A 17,753-nucleotide genomic window follows, 5' to 3' on the forward strand; every position below is an offset into this window, starting at 1 on the left:
ACAGACAGACAGACAGACAGACAGACAGACAGACAGACAGACAGACAGACAGACAGACAGACAGACAGACAGACAGATAGACTAAAGAATCTTTTATAAAAATTATTAACCCTATACTGCTAATAAAAATGGCGGTATAGGGTTTTTGTGTTTAACTAACAAATTAAGGAGCATACAATGAATAAAGTAATGAATATATGTTTAATTTCAGATGATAAATTTGTAGGGTATGTTGCTGCACTAATAGTTTCAATATTAAAAAATTCTTCTGAAAATGATAATTTTTGTTTTCATCTTATTGAAGATGGTATTAAAGAAGAAAATAAAAATAAATTATTAATGCTTAAGGAGATTAAGGATTTTGAAATAAAGTTTTATAAGCCAAACTATGATAATGTGGAAAAATATAAAAAATGGCGGAAACATTTAAAAAAAATGGCTAGCCTATATGGCATTACAGTGTTTTTATTAAGCTGGATATTCCAACTATATTAAAAGATTTAGATAATGTATTATTTATAGATGCGGATTCTATAGTTTTAGGCAGTCTTAATTATATATTTGACATAGATATATCTAATTATTCTTTTGTTTCTCAAAAAGCTATATTTAGGAAACTAAAAGATATTTGGCCTGATGTGTATAAATATATGCTGGATATAGGCTATAAAAATCCTGAATATGATTATTCACATAGTTGTGTATTACTGTTTAATCTAAAAAAAATAAATGAATTATTTACCGAAGAATCTTACTATAATAAAATTGATGAATGTATAGATAAATATATAAATTCAATTTGTACAGAAGAGCATATATTTTTATATTTATTTAGAGATAGTATAGCTTTTTTAGATTTAAAAACTGATTTAGGTGAGAATAATGATAAAATTATAATTTCAGGTTATTTTACTGGAACTGGAAAGCCATTAAAATATGGTTTTAATAGACCAATAAATGAATATTATTATAAGTTTTGGGAATATTTTTCTTTGACACCATTTTTTAAAGAGAATTATTTTAAATATATGGATATATATATTTATAACAGACATATAATATATGTACGCAGTGCTTTATATAAATTGATTGATAAAATAGTATGGTATATACCTTTCAAAAGAATTAGAAATAAAATAAGAAAAAAAATTATTGAAGATATAGATAATATTTTTAAATACGATTAATTTAAATTAATATCAGTTATATTATATTTAATTTTTAATTATGAACATACTCAAAATAGAAGTATTAGAAGAAAAGTATAATATCACATACAAAACTAAAGAAGAACTCAACACGGAAGACAGTGCTTATAACAGGTATAATGGTAAAGTTTTAGAAGAAGAACCTAGTTTATTTTAAATATTATCTTGTATAATAAAATATAGATTTATACTATTAAATTAACTTTAATGATATAAATAAAAAGGTATATAGGAAAAATTATTGCTAAAAATATATACAATTACAAAAAAATTTATTATACTTAGTATAAGTATTGATGTTATATATGTGAGATAAGTATACATAATATCTATAATATCAAAAATATATTTTAATAATCTGGAGTTCTTTATATGAAGGATAAAATTTTCGGAGTACTTCAAAGGGTAGGAAGATCTTTCATGCTTCCTATAGCAGTACTTCCTGTAGCTGGTTTGTTTCTAGGTATAGGCAGTTCTTTGACGAATACTACAATGCTTGAAACATATAATTTAATGGGTGTTTTGGGTCCTGGTACTATTGCTTATGATATATTATCTGTATTAAGTGAGGCAGGTAATATTATATTTGGAAACTTACCAATTATATTTGCCATGAGTGTTGCTATTGGTATGGCGAGGAAAGAAAAAGAGGTTGCTGCTTTATCAGGAGCTATAGCATTTTTTGTAATGCATGCATCTATAGGTAAAATGATACAGGTTATGGGCGGAGCTGATAAATTATTGGCAGGTTCTACTACTAATGTTGTAGGCATATTATCACTTCAAATGGGTGTATTCGGAGGTATAATAGTAGGACTTGGAGTTGCCGCTTTGCATAACAGGTATTATACTATAGAACTTCCTCAAGTATTGTCATTTTTCGGCGGTACAAGATTTGTGCCTATAATATCCTCTATAGTATTTTTGGTAGTAGGTATATTAATGTATTATGTATGGCCGCCTGTACAGGTTGTAATGAATAAGTTAGGAGATTTGATAGCAGGTTCTGGATATGTTGGTACTCTATTCTATGGTATAATAGAAAGAGCATTAATACCTTTTGGTTTGCACCATGTATTCTATACTCCGCTTTGGCAGACTTCATTAGGTGGTACTATGATGATAGACGGCAATTTAGTAGAAGGTGCTCAAAATATATTCTTTGCTCAATTAGGTTCTCCTAATACCACGGCATTCAGTGTAGATGCTACACGTTTTATGACAGGTAAATTCCCATTTATGATATTCGGTTTACCAGGTGCTGCTTTGGCAATGTATAAAACTTCAAGACCTGAAAAGAAACAAGTTGTAGGTGCTTTGCTTTTCTCAGCTGCACTAACAGCAATGCTTACAGGTATTACTGAGCCTATAGAGTTTACATTCCTATTTGTAGCTCCTATATTCTATGCTATTCACTGTGTACTTGCTGGTATATCTTTCATGTTAATGCATATACTTCATGTTACAGTAGGTATGACATTCTCAGGCGGTTTAATAGACTTGCTTTTATTCGGAGTAATACAAGGAAATGCTAAAACTAATTGGATATGGATAGTAATAGTAGGAGCAGTTTATTTCTTTATTTATTATTTCTTATTCTCTACTTTGATTAAAAAATTCGATTGGAAAACACCAGGAAGAGAACCAGATACAGAAGAGCCTAAACTTTATAGAAGAGCCGATGTTGAAGCTGCTAAAAATGCAGGAAAAGATGGTGCTGTTTCTTCTCCTTTAGCTCAATATGAGGAAGCTCCTTTAATAACTTCAGGACTTGGCGGAAAGAAAAATATAAGCGATGTTGACTGCTGTGCTACAAGACTTCGTATAACAGTTTTTGATCCTGCTAAAGTTGATGACGCTTTATTAAAACAAAGCGGTGCTGCTGGAATTATCAAAAAAGGAAACGGAATACAGGTAATATACGGACCTAAAGTTACCGTAATAAAATCAAGACTTGAAGATTATTTACATGATCCTATAAGTGATGAAGAAGTATCCGTTACTGCCGCAGAAACAGTTAAAAATGAAGAAAAGAAAGAGGACAAAAAAGAAGAAACTAAAAAAAGTTCAAATGCTTTAATTGATATAGTATATTCTCCTATAAAAGGAAACATAGTTAAATTGGAAAGTGTTAAAGATGAAGCTTTCTCAAGCGGAGCTATGGGAAAAGGTATAGCCATTGAACCTACAGAAGGTAAAGTATATGCTCCTTTTGACGGTATAATAGAAACGGCTTTCCCTACTAAACATGCTATAGGATTTACATCTGATAAAGGTGTTGAGCTATTAATACATGTTGGTATGGATACTGTAAAATTGGGAGGAGCTCACTTCATTTCACATATAGAAGAGGGTCAAAAAGTTAAAAAAGGCGATTTATTATTAGAATTTGATATGGAAAAAATAAGAGATGAGGGATACCCTACTATTACGCCTGTTATTGTAACTAATTCTGATGATTATACTGATATATCTTTGACATCTTCATCTTCTGTGAATGTAGGCGATAGTTTAATTGATGTTAAAAATTAAATTATAGTTTTTTAATTTAATAAAAATAGGAGACTTATTTATTTAGGTCTCCTTTTTTATAATTTTTTGAAATTTAATTGAAGTATATAAAAAATAATAAAATTATATTTATCAATAGTAAAAAAAAATTACTTGACAATAAAAAAGTAAATGAGTATACTAAGTATCACTATTTTATTGTTTGGGGATTTCTATATGAAAGATAGTAAGAAAAAGTATATTCTAATGCTTAAATTCTTAGTTCCTTTTGCCTCTTTTATATTGGTATTGTTTATAGCCTTAATGCTTTATTTTACGCCAAGATACAAAAGAGAATTTATTGCAGAAGTAGAAGCTAATATGTATAAAAATGAAACTTCGGTTACTTCTTGGCTTGGTTATTTTTATGCTCAAATAGATGTTTTGGCATCCTATTGCAAATTTGAAACAGATTATGCTCAGATGCTTGATTCTTTTAAAGAATTAGAAAATATAAAAAATGAAATACAAAATATACATTTTAGCGGAACAGTATCTTATAGGGACGGAGGTTTGCTTGTAATAGTTCATGGGGATAACATAGAAGGTTTCGATCAAACAACAAGAGAATGGTATCAGGAAGCAGTTAAAAATCCTTCAAGCACATTTATTAGTTCTCCTTATATTGATGCAGAAAATAAGGATATCGTTATTACCATATCAAAAGCTGTAATGGATGGAGGGAATTTAAAAGGCGTAATAGGTATAGATATATCATTTGCAGAAATATCTAAATTATTACTGGCTAATAAAGAAAATAGTTATTTTATAGCTTTAGATGACGGAAGATTTATAACACATACAGATTCAAATTTACTATTTAATGAACAAAGAAATATATATACAGAATTGAATGCCCCTAAACTCAGCAATAATGAATATGCTTTCAGTATAAATAAATCTAGATGGACAGCAGTTTATGATATACCTAATACTCCTTGGATATTAGTTGGTAATGGAAGCATAGATAACCTTAATAAGAAAATTACTACTCTTGCTATTATAATGTTTGTAGTTACATTGGGATTTTTAGGCATTCAGTTCCTGCTTGTAGTGTTCAATGTAAATCCTCTATCTCAGACATTGGATAGGGCTATAGAAGTAATTAAGGATATGACGAATAAGCATTTCAATGCTGCTTTTGATGATAAACTGCTTAATAAATCGGATCAAACTGGTGTTCTTGTTAATTCTATAAAAGATATGCAGAAATCTCTAGGAAGTTCAATACATTTTATTCAGGATTCTTTAAATTTTATTAATAATGAGATTGACACAGTATCAAGCGGAAGTACGAATCTTTCTGACAGAACTAATACTCAGGCTTCATCGCTTGAGGAGTTATCAAGTTTGATAGAATCTTTATCATCATCGCTCGATGAAACAAATGTACATTCTAATGATGCTAAAGAAATGAGTGAAAAAGTTGCCAATGCTACAAAAGTTGGTGTAGAATCATCTTCAGAAATTATAGAAAGTATGAGTGAAATATCAGAGTCAAGTAAAAAGATATCTGATATGACTAAACTTATACAGTCAATAGCATTTCAGACTAATATATTAGCATTAAATGCAGCTGTTGAAGCGGCACGTGCTGGAGATCAGGGAAAAGGTTTTGCTGTTGTAGCTTCAGAGATACGTTCTTTGGCTCAGAATGTTGATGAAACTGCTAAAAATATTACTAATACTATTAATGATGCTTTATCTAAAGTTGAGGCTGGAAATAAGGCTGTTGAAAACTCTTCAAAGATACTTGGAGATATTGAAACTTTGGCACAGGACATGCTCACTAAACTTACCTCCATTTCAGAGCGTGCTGTTATGGAAGCTGACAGCATTAATCAGATAAATATATCTGTAAGACAGTTAAACTCTATAACAGGAGAAAACAGCAATTTGGCAGAGGCTAATGCAAGTTCTGCTAAAGAGGTTAGAAATAAAATAGAAGATATGGTTGAACAGATAAATAATTTCAGATTTTAATTATATAAATAAAAAAATTCTCATTTGAAGTATATGCTTGATTCTCAAAATTTTTATATCTAGTTCTCAGCACAAAAAATATAATGGAGCATATCGATATTATAGTAATGCTTTACTATAGTATCTATTATTTTCATTCCATTTCTTATTGCTACATTTTGTGAGGATATATTATTATCTCTTATAATGGAATAGACTCTATTCTCTTTTAAAACCTCAAAAGCATAATTTTTACATGAAATAGCTGCTTCAGAAGCAAATCCATAATGCCAATAATTTTTATTGAATAAATATCCTATTTCAAGCAGTTCATAAGAATTATGAATTTTTTTATTTATTTTTTGTATAGTAAGTCCGCATTGTCCTATGAACTCATTATTTTCTTTTAGTATGCATGCCCATAATCCAAAACCGTAATTTCTATATCTATTTATTTGATTGTTAAGCCATTCTATAACTTCATCATCTGAAAATGCATGTTCATAAGCATACATGGTTTTCTCGTCCTGAAGTATGGAAGATAATCCTTTATAATCTTTTTCATTATGTTTTTCTAATTCTCTTAAAATAAGTCTTTTTGTTTCTAATATTTTTTTCATAGTTATAAAAACATTATATTATAAGTTTGATAAAATCTAAATAATTACAAAATAAAAATTTAATGCTATAATTATTTTTTATAGATTATCATATAATATTAATGATATGACCAAATTTAATTTTACAGCACCTTGAATTTTTTAAACTCTTCTTATATAATTATTCAATTATAATAGCAAATAATGTAAGGATAATATATAATGTCATCTAGCAAAAAATTTATACCAAAAAAGAAAAGTCCAGTAGTAAAAACATTGCAATGGCTTGGGGTATCTGCAGTTTCTATACTTTTAATAGTTTATTTTTTAGTTGTAGATACTAGAGGAAGTCAGAGAACTCCTACTATAGGCTCTGTTAATGGAACGCCTATTTATTATACTAGTACAAGCCCTTATGGAAAAGCATTTAAGGAAATAGAAAGCGATTATCAAAGTTTAGGCATACAAATTAATAATGATATGTATGCTTATATAGAGGATTTAGCATTTAGAAGAGCTGTTTATTCAATACTTTTATACGATACAGCTAGAAAAAATATAAATGTAAGCGACAATTTTATAGTAGAAGCTATGAAAAGTCAGTTTATAGATACTAATGGTGTTTATAATGAAATGGCTTATGAGGCTTTTATAAAAAACTCTACTCAGGCAGAAAAAGTTAGAATACAAAAGGATTTAAAAGAAGGAATACTGGCACAAACTGTTTCTTCAGAATTATTCAGCAGCATAAAATTAAATTCTCTTGAAGTTCAAAGAGAGTATAAGAAAAACTTTACAAGAAGAGATGTTGAAATGCTTTATATAGATGCTGCATCAATAGTTCAGGCTTCTGAGATAGCTGCTTCTGATTTAGAGAAATATTTTACGGATAATAAAACGAATTTTGTTCAGGCTGATATTTCTTGGATAGTTTTAGAAAGCGGAGGAGTTGCTGATAATTTATATAAAACATTAAAAGATGACATAACATTATTTGAAAAGAGTGCTTTAGAGAAAAGCGTAGATACAAATAATTATAAGCTAGGTTATAGAACTAGAATGGAAATGCCTTCTGATGATTTTGCTAATAAAATATTTGCTGATAATAAAGGCAATTCTCTTTTAGAGCCTATATATGTTAATGGCTTATACTATATAGTTTTAGTTAATGATATAAGAGTGCCTGATAAATATACGGATATTAATCAGGATATATTAAAAAGAGAATATTTTAATGTTAATATGACTTCTCTTTTAGAGGCGGAAAAAACTAAGCAGGCTGAAGTTCTTAAATCGGCTGCTGCTGGAGTTAATAATCTTAGAACATTAGATGGAAATGGATATATAAAATATTATAAATCTTCTGCTCCTTTTTCATATAATCAGGGAAGGCTTAATACAGAAGAGGGTACTATTATACCTGATTCTTCTACAGAAGCTTTTTATAATAATGCATTTACTCTTCAGTTGGATGCTGTAAGCGATGTTATTAAATTGGATAATGGAGTTGCTGTTATGAGAGTAATATCAGAAGAGAAGCCTGATGTTTCTAGATTGGCTACATTAGATGCTGCTACTAGAAATGTTATGAAAAAAGAGCTTTCAAGACAGAGAGTTAATGATATAGTCCTTGAATGGGGTAATCAAAATATATCAAAAGCTAGAGTAAAAAGACATAATATAAGATAATAAATTTAATAGAGGCAGTTATTTTATATGTTAAAAAGTTATTTAAAATATAATATAGCTGTCTTTTTTATTATATTAATTCTTGCATTGTCATGCACCAAAAATAATAATAATATAAAAGACAGATACGGCAATGATATAATACTTCCTAAACACATAGAGAGTATAATATCTCTTTCTCCAGCTATAACAGAGATTCTAATAGATTTGAATATATCAGATAAAATTACAGCTTCAGATTCTTATTCTAAAGATATACTATTAAAATATAATAACAATAAATATAAGGATTTAATTACTTTTGATTTAGCTTCACCAGATGCTGAAAAACTTATAGCTTTAAATCCAGATATAGTTCTTGTAAACTCATTGAGTTTGTTTTCGGGTTCTGAGGCTTTAGATAATTTAAAAAGTATTGGAATATGTGTTATTGTTGTACCTTATAGTGAAACAATTTCTGATATAGAAAATGATATTTTATTTATTTCATCTATATTTAATAAGTATGAAGAAGGCAGAAAAATTGCTGATAATATGAATGCAAATATAGAAAAAATAAAATTAATATCATCTTCCATAACAAATAAAAAAAGAGTGTATTTTGAAATAGGTTCTATGCCTAGTTTTTATTCATTTGGTACAAATGTATTTCTAAATGAGATGATAGATATAATTGGTGCTGAAAATATATTTAAAGATAGAAATTCATGGCTTAATGTATCAGAGGAAAGTATAATACATGCCAATCCTGATGTGATTCTTACAAGTGTTAATTATATAGATAATCCTGAAGATGAAATATTAAATAGGGCAGCTTGGAAGAATATTAATGCCGTAAAAAATAAAGAAGTTTATTATATAGATACTGATTCAAGTACTTTGGCTAATGATAATATTATAAAGGCATTATTTCAAATGGCTAAGAGTGTTTACAGTAATGAATATTATCATTTAGAGTTTTAATACCAGCACACTAATAAAGCGTGCCGATATTAGATTATTATTTCTTAAAAATAAAAAATACAGCCAATATTAAACATAAAAATCCTATGAAATGATTAACTTTTAATGTTTCAGTTTTAAAGAACACTACTGTGAATATTGTGAATATTGTTAATGCTATAACTTCCTGCATAACTTTTAACTGCATAAGAGAAAAAGGTCCTCCATTTCCCTGAAATCCTATTCTGTTTGCAGGAACTTGGAAGCAATATTCAAATAATGCAATTCCCCAGCTAATCAATATAATCAAAGGAAGAGATAATTTTGCAAAACCCTTCATTTCGCTGAATTTTAAATGTCCGTACCAAGCAAATGTCATAAATATATTTGACAGTATAAGTAATAATATCGTTGCTACAGCTTTCATAATAATTTTTACTCCTAATTATTTTTTATTGATAAACTATTATATATTTTTCAAGATTATTTTCTATATTTATTTGTAAAAAAATTAAGACCCCCATTTGTTAATGGGAGCCTTAAACAGTTTAATTAAATGAAGGTTATAAAATATATTGTATCAATAGGGATACAAGGTCATTGACACTATCTATTAGTACTCTAACATTTGTTAGTATATTCTAACATATTGCCGTTTTTTGTCAATAGTTTTTATTAAATTTTTTTTATTTTTTATAAATTACAGTCTATAATTAGATTAGAAATTTATTATCTTAATTTGTAAGAACACTAATAATGCTTATATTATAGTTGTTTCAAAAGTACTTAAGAAGATTGCATGTGAAATTTTAGAGATTTATTAATTATAAAAATAATGTTTCATATATTTTAAACTTATTATTTTATATATATAAATATATAGTCTTTTATTTATCAAAAGAAGTGGTGATGCATCACGACTGTATACTGCCTACAATTATAAATAAAAATAGTTTTGAAACAAGTTTATTATTTGTACATGTAAAACTTAATTTATTATTTTGCTATAATTTATAAATTAATTTTATAAGTAGAAATTATAATATTTTGATGCTGATAATGTATATTGGTATAAAAATGCAGTAACTATATTATAATAGTTATAAGCAATAATTACTTGGTTCTATAATATTGCTTATAACTTTGTGAAATATAAACTGGTTCTATGATTAAATTAAGATAGATTCATTAATTAATAATTAGGTGCTTTTGAAGTTATTTTGACATCATGTACATGGCTTTCAGCAAGACCCTGATTAGTTATTCTTATAAACTCAGCCTTTTTTTGAAGCATTTCTATGTCTTTTGCTCCTATATATCCCATTCCAGCACGTACTCCTCCTACTATCTGATATATAACATCGGCAACATGTCCTTTATATTCTGTAACACCCTCTATGCCTTCAGGAACAAATTTAGATTTGCTTTTAACTTCGCTTTGGAAATATCTGTCTTTACTTCCATGTATCATAGCTCCTACAGAACCCATTCCTCTGTAAGGCTTGTATTTTTTGCCATCTATTATAATAACATCTCCAGGTGCCTCATAAGTAGAAGAGAATAATCCTCCTGCCATAACAGCATCAGCACCTATAGCCAATGCTTTAACTATATCTCCTGAATATTTTATTCCGCCGTCAGCAATAGAGCCTACATTATTCTTTTTAGCTATTTCAGAAGCATCATATATAGCCGTAAGCTGAGGAACACCTACGCCTGCTATTATTCTAGTTGTACATATTGAACCTGCACCTATTCCTATTTTTATAGCATCAACTCCTGCATCTACCAATGCTTTAGCACCGTCTGCAGTAGCTATGTTTCCTGCTATTACATCAACATTACTGTATTTATATTTTATTTCTTTTATAGCTTTTAATACATTTTGAGAATGTCCATGTGCTGTATCAATAACAATGACATTAACTCCTGCCTCTATAAGTTTTTCTATTCTTTCATATCTATCTTCTGATATGCCTATAGCTGCTGCGGCAATTAAAGTACCTTTACTATCTAAACTTGCCTTTTCTTTATCTTCTATACTATTAAATTTTTTTACCTCTTCAACCTCTTTAGCCTGCTGTTCTAAAGGCATATTTTTATGTATAACGCCCAATCCTCCGCATAATGCCATGGCTATTGCCATTTTTGATTCTGTTACTGTATCCATAGGAGAACTTATCAATGGTGTATTTAACGTTATTCTATTTGTTAATTTTCTCTTTAAACATACATCTTTTGGAAGAATATCTGATTCCTGCGGAACTAACAAAACATCATCAAATGTTAATGCTTCTCTCATTTTTATAGACATAATATTTATCCTCTTATAGATATGTATTAAATATTTTGATAAACTATTCTATAGTAAAAATATTTTAATTGCAATATTATTTTATAATTTATTTTTAAAATATATAAAAATAAGATATATCAATAGACTTGTTTCAAAAGTGCTTGACAAGATTATATAAAAATTTTTTAATTTATAAATTATAAAAATAATGTATTATATGTTGTACAAATTAATATTTTAATATATAAACATATAGTCTTTTTGCTTCTCACCGTAGGGGACAGCATCCAAAAGAAGTGGGTACGCAAAGCCCCAACTATAATTAAAAAAATATTAAATTAAAAGACTAAAAATATTAAAAAATTTAGTTTTGAAACAAGTCTAATTAAAATTTTATATAATGAATATAGTATTTTATATCATTATGTATTAAATGTAGTTTATATATAGATAAACTGTAAAAAATATTTATATTATATGATTTTTTAAGTAAAATATATTTACAAAATTACAAATATATACTATACTATAATTGTAAATAAAATTTACTTATGCTTTTAGGGGGTAATATGACAGTAAGTGTTATAAATTATACAAATAAATTATCTGAGATATACGGCAATAATGATGATGTTTTTAGTAATATAATTATTAAAAAAAGTAATAATATTCTTTTGTCTGTAAAGCAAGATATAATGGAATTAAAATTAAAAAAAGATTATATTACTGAAAAAGAGATAGGCGATATATACCAAATTTTAACTAAACTTTCATTTGTGAGCAGAGTAAATTTTATTAAATGTATTAATAATATTAAGAAGAAAGATTTTACCTTATCTAATGAGCTTAAAAATTCAAAAAATATTATTGATTATTCTTTGAAAAATATAGTTAAAATATTAATGGAATCAGAAAATGATATATATATACATAAAAATTTCTTAAATAATGATATTATATCTCATACCAACAGAGTATTTTTTACTATTATAAAATTTATCAAATATTATAATCATAGTATAGATAATAATATAGTTTCTGATATTAAAAAGAACTTTAAAAAAAGATATTTAAAATATTATAAATCTGTATTGAAAAAATTTAATATAAATAAAAATATTAGTAAATTAGAAGATGTTTATAAATATGGTTTGAGAGAGATTTTTATAAAAGAGATAATAGAAATAGCTATAGCTTCATTCTGGCATGATATAGCTAATATTAGTATTAATTTAGTATCAGATTATTATTCAACTTCAGATGATATATACCATGCTGAAAAAGGCTATTCATATTTAAAATATTTTATAAATTATACTGATAGTATATCATTAATAGTAGGTATGCATAATGAGTATTTCGGATACGGAAAGGGTATATTTTTAGACTATTATAATACAGTTAATAACAAGTCTTCATTTTGCAGTCCTAATTATATTATGAGTTTTGAGCATGATGATATATTAAAATTAGATAGTATTTCATATTTTCCTTCTAAAGTACTTGAGATTGCTGACTTATTTGATAAATATAATGAATTGAATTCTATCAAAGCATTAGAATATATTAGAGAGAATTATTTAGAAAAAGAAGTGAAAGTAGACCCTATAATATTTGATATATTTTCTTCGTTTATATGCGGTGAGAATAAATTAATAGCATAAAAAATAAGGGGGGGATAATCTTCCCCCCTTATTCCTACTCAATAAAAATTAATTAATAATTTTCAACGCGTACTTCAAAGAATTTTTTAGCATGTTTACAAGCAGGGCAAAGTTCTGGAGCTTCTTCGCTTTCTACTATATAACCGCAGTTTCTACATTTCCATTGAACTTTAGTAGCTTTTTTGAAAACGCTTCCGCTTTTTACAGCTTCTCTTAATTTAGCATATCTTTCTCTGTGTTCTTTTTCAACATCTCCAATTAATTTCATAGAACGTGCTATTTCTTCAAAACCTTCTTCAGTAGCTTCTTTAGCCATTCTTGGGTACATGTTTTCGTATTCTTCATTTTCACCTTCCCAAGCAGATTGTAAGTTTTGAAGTGTATCGCCTATACCATTAAGATATTTGAAGTGTATTTTAGCATGTTCTCTTTCATTTTCAGCTGTTTCAAGAAAAATAGCAGCAATTTGTTCATAACCTTCATTTCTTGCTACACTAGCGAAATAAGTGTATTTGTTTCTAGCCATAGATTCGCCAGCAAAAGCTTCATTTAAGTTTTTTTCTGTTTTTGTACCTTTTAAATCCTTCATTTTAATTCTCCTAAAAAAAATATATAAATAATTAGTTTAAACTATATTATTTAGCAAGTTTAATTCTTTCAGCAACATAGTCCCAATTTACTAAATGATCAACAAAAGTAGTTAAGAAATCAGGTCTTCTGTTTTGATAATCTAAATAGTAAGCATGCTCCCAAACATCGCAAGTTAGAACTCCATGCACTTTATCAGCAACTGGGTTCATAGCATTAGCATATTTTCTAACTTCTAATTTACCATTATTCATTACAAGCCAAACCCATCCAGAACCAAATTGAGTTTTACCGCCTGTAGTAAATGCTTCTTTAAAAGCATCAAAAGAACCAAAATCAGCTTCTATTTTTGATTTTACTTCAGCTGGTACAGCAACATCTTTTTTTAGCATTTTAAAGAATTCTTCATGGTTATAAACTTGTCCTGCATTATTAAATACTGCTTGTTTATCAGCATTATTGTGAGATAAAGTGATTAATTCTTCTACGCTTTTTCCTTGTAATGCAGAATCTTTAGATACTAAGTCATTGAGTGTTGTAACATAAGTATTTAAGTGTTTGCCATGATGGAAATCTAGCGTATTTGAAGACATATATGGTGCTAAGTCTTCTTTGCCATAAGGTAATTTCATTAATTCAAACATATTCTACTCCTTCATTTTTATGTTAATAATAATAAACTATTTTTAAATTATGTCAATAGTTTATTAAATAATAATTATCGCTTATTAATAATAATTATTAATAATAAAGGCATACCAAATTTATATGGTATGCCTTGAAGATTTTTTATTTAGTTTTAATTAATTAGCAGCTGCCTCATCAGTAGTTGTTGTTTCAGTTGTAGTAGTTTCTGCAGCAGTAGGGTCAGCAGCTTCATTTTCATAATCTCTGTATACAGGTCTAACTTCTCTTCCTAGAATTTCATCTTCAGTCTGACCGTAAGTGAAGCCTAATTCATCATAGTATTTAGAATATGTAGTTCTAAATCTGTCAGAAGTAGTGTATAGTATTTTATGATATTTAGTGATTAACAATTTATATTTAGCAGTTTTAATATTTTCATCAGCAGTTTTTAATGTAGTTAAATCCCAAAGGTTATTGAACATTTCATTTAAGAAATAAACTTTACTTACATCACTGTTTTGATTTATAGTAGCTAATTTATAGTTAACACCAGCTAAGTATGTGTTTAACATTATTAAATTAGTAGTATCGCTTTTAGCAGCACCTTCATTGTACAATGCTTTCATTAAATAATATCTGCTTTTAGCATAATAACCAGCACTTCCTTTGAAAAGATTGAAAATACCAGCATAAAGATTTATTTCATAATCAGCTTGTGTTAATTCATTAGTTTTACCAAGTATTTCATATATAGGTTTTATCTCATCATAAAGTCTAAAGCATTTTTCTACTTCATTAAGAGCTAAATCAAGATTTTTATCATTTGCTATAGGTTTAGCTACTAAATCATAATAATAAACTGCATTGTAGAACATTTCATTAGTATCTGTAAAGTTAATATTAGTATAATTTTCTAATATTTTATTAGCTTTATAAACAATTCTAAAGAGATAATCTTCTTTTATTTTTGTTAAATTAGTTTGAAGAAGATTATATTCTTTATCAAGAGAAGCATCATCAGTATTTCTTAAATCTGTAAAAGTAGGAGCAAAAGATGATATTTCGCCTACTGTGTCGCCTGTTTCAGTTGTATCTTGATTTTCAGTTGTAGTTGTTTGTTCAGTAGTAGTTGTATCTGTAGCAGTAGTGTCTGCAGCAGCCTCATCCTGAGCGTATACTGAACTTAACGCTAGAATCATTACGCTTAATACAAGAAATATTTTTTTCATGTATAACTCCTATAAGTTTTTATTATAATTGTGTAACCACATATAAATATTGCCTAAAGTTTTGTAAAGCAACATTTTGGGTTGAGTATTTGTATTAATTAGAGTATTGACAATGGAATCCAACTCATCAATAGTCCATACAATACTTTCATCTGAAATAGAACTTGGAAATATGTAATTTCTATTTTCTATTTCTAAATATTTTTCCTCTATGGATTTCTTTAGGATATTAATCATTTCTCTAATAGTATCGGCTATATCATAATCGCCTTCACTAAGTAATGTTGTAAGTGAAGCTATTTGAGAAGGATTATTATCAAAAATAGCACCCATAAAAGATAATAATACTTTGTTTATATTATCGCTTGTATTTGATTTTTTGTCAAGTATATATTTTACTGCTTTTGCTGCACTTCCATAAGAATTTTCCAATGCAAGTGCCGTTTTTTCCTCATTTAGCCTAAATCTCTTCATTAATATTGATCTTAATGTATTTTCTGACAATGAAGAAAATTTTAATTCCATCATTCTAGATCGTAAAGGTTTCATGCCGTCTTGTACAAGCTTATTTGTATCTGAAGTTATTAGAATAAATATATTATTATCAGAAGGCTCTTCTAAAGTTCTTAAAAAGATATTAGGTGCCCTCTTATCCATTAATTCTATACCTTCAATAATGATAATCCTTTTATGTGAAATTCTCGGCTTTCTATAAGTTATCTCTATAATATTTCTAACTGTATCAAGAGGGATTACAGTATGTATTATATTATAATGTATCTTTTTTAAAGCCTCAAAGAAATCACCTTCTATAGATATTTTTTTCTTACCTCCCTTATTTTTGACTATATTTAATGCCTCTTTTGATTTATTTCTAAATATAGAATCTATAAACTCTACATTATCGGATGTTAGTTCATTTAATGTATAATTAACTGCTAAATAATACGGTTCTATTAAGGCGTATCTTGAACTTTCTTTTTTGTTTCCAAGCATATATTCTTTTGGTTCGCTTGAAGGATAGTTATCATAACTGTCAAAAAGCATTGATTCTGCTTTATATAATATGGATCTGCATGATGTATAGAAATTATTAAATAGGTGAGGAAGTTTATATTCTAAATATTGATTAAAATAAAGCTCAGCATTTCTAAATCTCTCATCCGTTCCTGCTACTATTACATCTGGGTGTTTATATTGATCTATCATTTTGCATGATTTACATTCATCGCAATATGTTCCGTTATTTCTTTCGCAGAGTATGGCTTTAGCATAATTTAATGCACTTTCAAATTTTCCAATGCCTTCATCCCCGTAAAAAAGATAAGCATGATGAAGCCTTCCGCTTTTATATATTCCAGACATTATTTTTAAAGGTGTTGTTTGTCCAAGTACCTTAGCCAAATTAATTATCCTATTTAAAAAATTATTGTATATTATATATAAATCATAAATTAAATTATAGCAATATTTTTGTTTTTTTAATATTTGATATTTTGTGTTTATTAGTATATTATAAGTACAGTTACTTTATTTAATTAAGTAGTAATTTGATTATAAGGATATTTTCATATGGCTGCAAAAAACAATATGATGAATGAAAAAATGGATTTTAACAAATCTCTTAAAAAGAAAGTTATTGATATTTCTGAAAGAGTAGAAGAATTAGAGAAGAACATTGATTCTGTTTCTTCAAATTATGATAACGAAACTCCAGAAGAAAAAAAAGAGTTTATAAAAGATATTGTGGTTAAAGAAAATAAAGATTTTATAAATAAATATGAAGAGTTAAGTAAAAATATAGAAAAGAGTAATCTTGAGAATACGGAATTAAATAAAAGATTAAATAATTATTTTGATGAACAAAAAAGAGTAATAGAAAAAGAAATAGAAAGCATTAAAAATATTAAATATTGTGTAAAACATGAAGAAGTCATAAAAGATGTTAATGATTTAATAAGCAGAAATAATATAAATAATAAAATATTAATAGATGAAATAAACAGCAAACAGGAAGATTTTATAAAATCAGTAAATGATACTTTATATAAAAATAATTCTAAACATGATGAATTGATTTATGATACGGCTAAAAAATTAGATATTCAGATAAAAGAACAAAAAAATGTATTAGCTAAAGAAACAGAATCTTTAAACTCCAAATATGAAGAATTATCTAAAAATATAAATGAACTAATAAACAGCAATAATTCTAAATACGATGAATTAATAAGTGATACAGCTAAAAAATTAGACATTCAAATAAAAGAACAAAAAAATGTATTAGCTAAAGAAACAGAGTCTTTAAACTCCAAATATGAGGAATTATCTAAAAATATAAATGAATTAATAAACAGCAATAATTCTAAATACGATGAGTTAATTTCTGATACGGCTAA

General features: G+C 27.2%; 15 protein-coding genes and 1 pseudogene. 9 read left to right on the plus strand and 7 right to left on the minus strand.

The genetic code is table 11. The features are described from left to right. The first annotated feature begins 177 nt into the window (after window positions 1-177). The 5 genes from Q0J69_RS13570 (at window position 178) to Q0J69_RS13590 (ending at window position 5,741) form a co-directional block, all read left to right on the plus strand. Entirely contained in the window at window positions 178-495 is a 318-nt protein-coding gene (locus Q0J69_RS13570; protein WP_297208407.1) for a glycosyltransferase, read from the plus strand. Continuing rightward, entirely contained in the window at window positions 489-1,187 is a 699-nt protein-coding gene (locus Q0J69_RS13575) for a glycosyltransferase (RefSeq protein ID WP_297208431.1), read from the plus strand. Before Q0J69_RS13570 ends, Q0J69_RS13575 begins: the two co-directional genes overlap by 7 nt. 40 nt (window positions 1,188-1,227) lie before the next feature. Then, window positions 1,228-1,365, plus strand: coding sequence for a hypothetical protein (locus tag Q0J69_RS13580; RefSeq protein ID WP_297208409.1), 138 nt, complete (start codon window positions 1,228-1,230; stop codon window positions 1,363-1,365). Window positions 1,366-1,580: 215 nt separating this feature from the next. After that, the gene (locus Q0J69_RS13585) at window positions 1,581-3,740 is read left to right on the plus strand and encodes a PTS transporter subunit IIABC (protein ID WP_297208410.1); all 2,160 of its coding nucleotides are present in this window, start codon (window positions 1,581-1,583) and stop codon (window positions 3,738-3,740) included. A gap of 195 nt (window positions 3,741-3,935) precedes the next feature. Further along, window positions 3,936-5,741, plus strand: coding sequence for a methyl-accepting chemotaxis protein (locus Q0J69_RS13590; RefSeq protein WP_297208411.1), 1,806 nt, complete (start codon window positions 3,936-3,938; stop codon window positions 5,739-5,741). Window positions 5,742-5,800: 59 nt separating this feature from the next. On the opposite strand, the gene Q0J69_RS13595 is transcribed toward Q0J69_RS13590, so the two are convergent. Then, window positions 5,801-6,340, minus strand: coding sequence for a GNAT family N-acetyltransferase (locus Q0J69_RS13595; RefSeq protein WP_297208413.1), 540 nt, complete (start codon window positions 6,338-6,340; stop codon window positions 5,801-5,803). 201 nt (window positions 6,341-6,541) lie between these two features. Between Q0J69_RS13595 and Q0J69_RS13600 the strand changes: the two genes are divergently transcribed. Together Q0J69_RS13600 and Q0J69_RS13605 are read left to right on the plus strand one after the other, a co-directional pair. Further along, complete coding sequence (locus Q0J69_RS13600) at window positions 6,542-8,008, plus strand: SurA N-terminal domain-containing protein (RefSeq protein WP_297208415.1); 1,467 nt, start codon at window positions 6,542-6,544, stop codon at window positions 8,006-8,008. A gap of 27 nt (window positions 8,009-8,035) precedes the next feature. Beyond that, the gene (locus Q0J69_RS13605; RefSeq protein ID WP_297208417.1) at window positions 8,036-8,971 is read left to right on the plus strand and encodes an ABC transporter substrate-binding protein; all 936 of its coding nucleotides are present in this window, start codon (window positions 8,036-8,038) and stop codon (window positions 8,969-8,971) included. A 37-nt stretch (window positions 8,972-9,008) separates the two neighbouring features. Here the strand turns inward: Q0J69_RS13605 and Q0J69_RS13610 are convergent, their stop codons facing one another. After that, on the minus strand, window positions 9,009-9,377 hold the full coding sequence (locus tag Q0J69_RS13610; RefSeq protein ID WP_297208419.1) for a DMT family protein: 369 nt from the start codon (window positions 9,375-9,377) through the stop codon (window positions 9,009-9,011). 765 nt (window positions 9,378-10,142) lie between these two features. Continuing rightward, a complete protein-coding gene (locus Q0J69_RS13615; protein WP_297208421.1) occupies window positions 10,143-11,264 on the minus strand; it encodes an IMP dehydrogenase in 1,122 nt (373 codons plus the stop codon). Between the two features lie 551 nt (window positions 11,265-11,815). On the opposite strand from Q0J69_RS13615, the gene Q0J69_RS13620 reads away from it, so the two are divergent. After that, window positions 11,816-12,910: a hypothetical protein gene (locus Q0J69_RS13620; RefSeq protein WP_297208423.1), complete on the plus strand. Its 1,095-nt coding sequence runs from the start codon at window positions 11,816-11,818 to the stop codon at window positions 12,908-12,910. A 52-nt stretch (window positions 12,911-12,962) separates the two neighbouring features. Here Q0J69_RS13620 and rbr read toward each other — a convergent pair whose 3' ends face one another. The 4 genes from rbr to Q0J69_RS13640 form a co-directional block, all read right to left on the minus strand. Then, on the minus strand, window positions 12,963-13,499 hold the full coding sequence (gene rbr / locus Q0J69_RS13625) for a rubrerythrin (protein WP_297208424.1): 537 nt from the start codon (window positions 13,497-13,499) through the stop codon (window positions 12,963-12,965). A 46-nt stretch (window positions 13,500-13,545) separates the two neighbouring features. After that, window positions 13,546-14,142: a superoxide dismutase gene (locus Q0J69_RS13630; protein ID WP_297208425.1), complete on the minus strand. Its 597-nt coding sequence runs from the start codon at window positions 14,140-14,142 to the stop codon at window positions 13,546-13,548. A 159-nt stretch (window positions 14,143-14,301) separates the two neighbouring features. Then, window positions 14,302-15,354, minus strand: coding sequence for a hypothetical protein (locus Q0J69_RS13635; protein WP_297208427.1), 1,053 nt, complete (start codon window positions 15,352-15,354; stop codon window positions 14,302-14,304). A 9-nt stretch (window positions 15,355-15,363) separates the two neighbouring features. Beyond that, a complete protein-coding gene (locus Q0J69_RS13640; RefSeq protein ID WP_297208429.1) occupies window positions 15,364-16,758 on the minus strand; it encodes a DNA polymerase III subunit delta' in 1,395 nt (464 codons plus the stop codon). A gap of 168 nt (window positions 16,759-16,926) precedes the next feature. Here Q0J69_RS13640 and Q0J69_RS13645 point away from each other — a divergent pair. Then, window positions 16,927-17,753, plus strand: a pseudogene (locus Q0J69_RS13645) (hypothetical protein); the annotation flags it as partial.

The organism is uncultured Brachyspira sp. (assembly GCF_944388875.1).
In the GTDB taxonomy this organism is placed as follows: Bacteria; Spirochaetota; Brachyspiria; order Brachyspirales; family Brachyspiraceae; genus Brachyspira.

Excerpts from the sequence above, each read along its gene's own strand:
- Q0J69_RS13605 (WP_297208417.1), top strand. The coding sequence starts at position 8,036 with ATGTTAAAAAGTTATTTAAAATATAATATAGCTGTCTTTTTTATTATA.
- Q0J69_RS13615 (WP_297208421.1), bottom strand. The coding sequence starts at position 11,264 with ATGTCTATAAAAATGAGAGAAGCATTAACATTTGATGATGTTTTGTTA.
- Q0J69_RS13635 (WP_297208427.1), bottom strand. The coding sequence starts at position 15,354 with ATGAAAAAAATATTTCTTGTATTAAGCGTAATGATTCTAGCGTTAAGT.
- Q0J69_RS13600 (WP_297208415.1), top strand. The coding sequence starts at position 6,542 with ATGTCATCTAGCAAAAAATTTATACCAAAAAAGAAAAGTCCAGTAGTA.
- Q0J69_RS13595 (WP_297208413.1), bottom strand. The coding sequence starts at position 6,340 with ATGAAAAAAATATTAGAAACAAAAAGACTTATTTTAAGAGAATTAGAA.
- Q0J69_RS13585 (WP_297208410.1), top strand. The coding sequence starts at position 1,581 with ATGAAGGATAAAATTTTCGGAGTACTTCAAAGGGTAGGAAGATCTTTC.
- Q0J69_RS13610 (WP_297208419.1), bottom strand. The coding sequence starts at position 9,377 with ATGAAAGCTGTAGCAACGATATTATTACTTATACTGTCAAATATATTT.
- Q0J69_RS13570 (WP_297208407.1), top strand. The coding sequence starts at position 178 with ATGAATAAAGTAATGAATATATGTTTAATTTCAGATGATAAATTTGTA.
- Q0J69_RS13630 (WP_297208425.1), bottom strand. The coding sequence starts at position 14,142 with ATGTTTGAATTAATGAAATTACCTTATGGCAAAGAAGACTTAGCACCA.
- rbr (WP_297208424.1), bottom strand. The coding sequence starts at position 13,499 with ATGAAGGATTTAAAAGGTACAAAAACAGAAAAAAACTTAAATGAAGCT.
- Q0J69_RS13590 (WP_297208411.1), top strand. The coding sequence starts at position 3,936 with ATGAAAGATAGTAAGAAAAAGTATATTCTAATGCTTAAATTCTTAGTT.
- Q0J69_RS13580 (WP_297208409.1), top strand. The coding sequence starts at position 1,228 with ATGAACATACTCAAAATAGAAGTATTAGAAGAAAAGTATAATATCACA.
- Q0J69_RS13620 (WP_297208423.1), top strand. The coding sequence starts at position 11,816 with ATGACAGTAAGTGTTATAAATTATACAAATAAATTATCTGAGATATAC.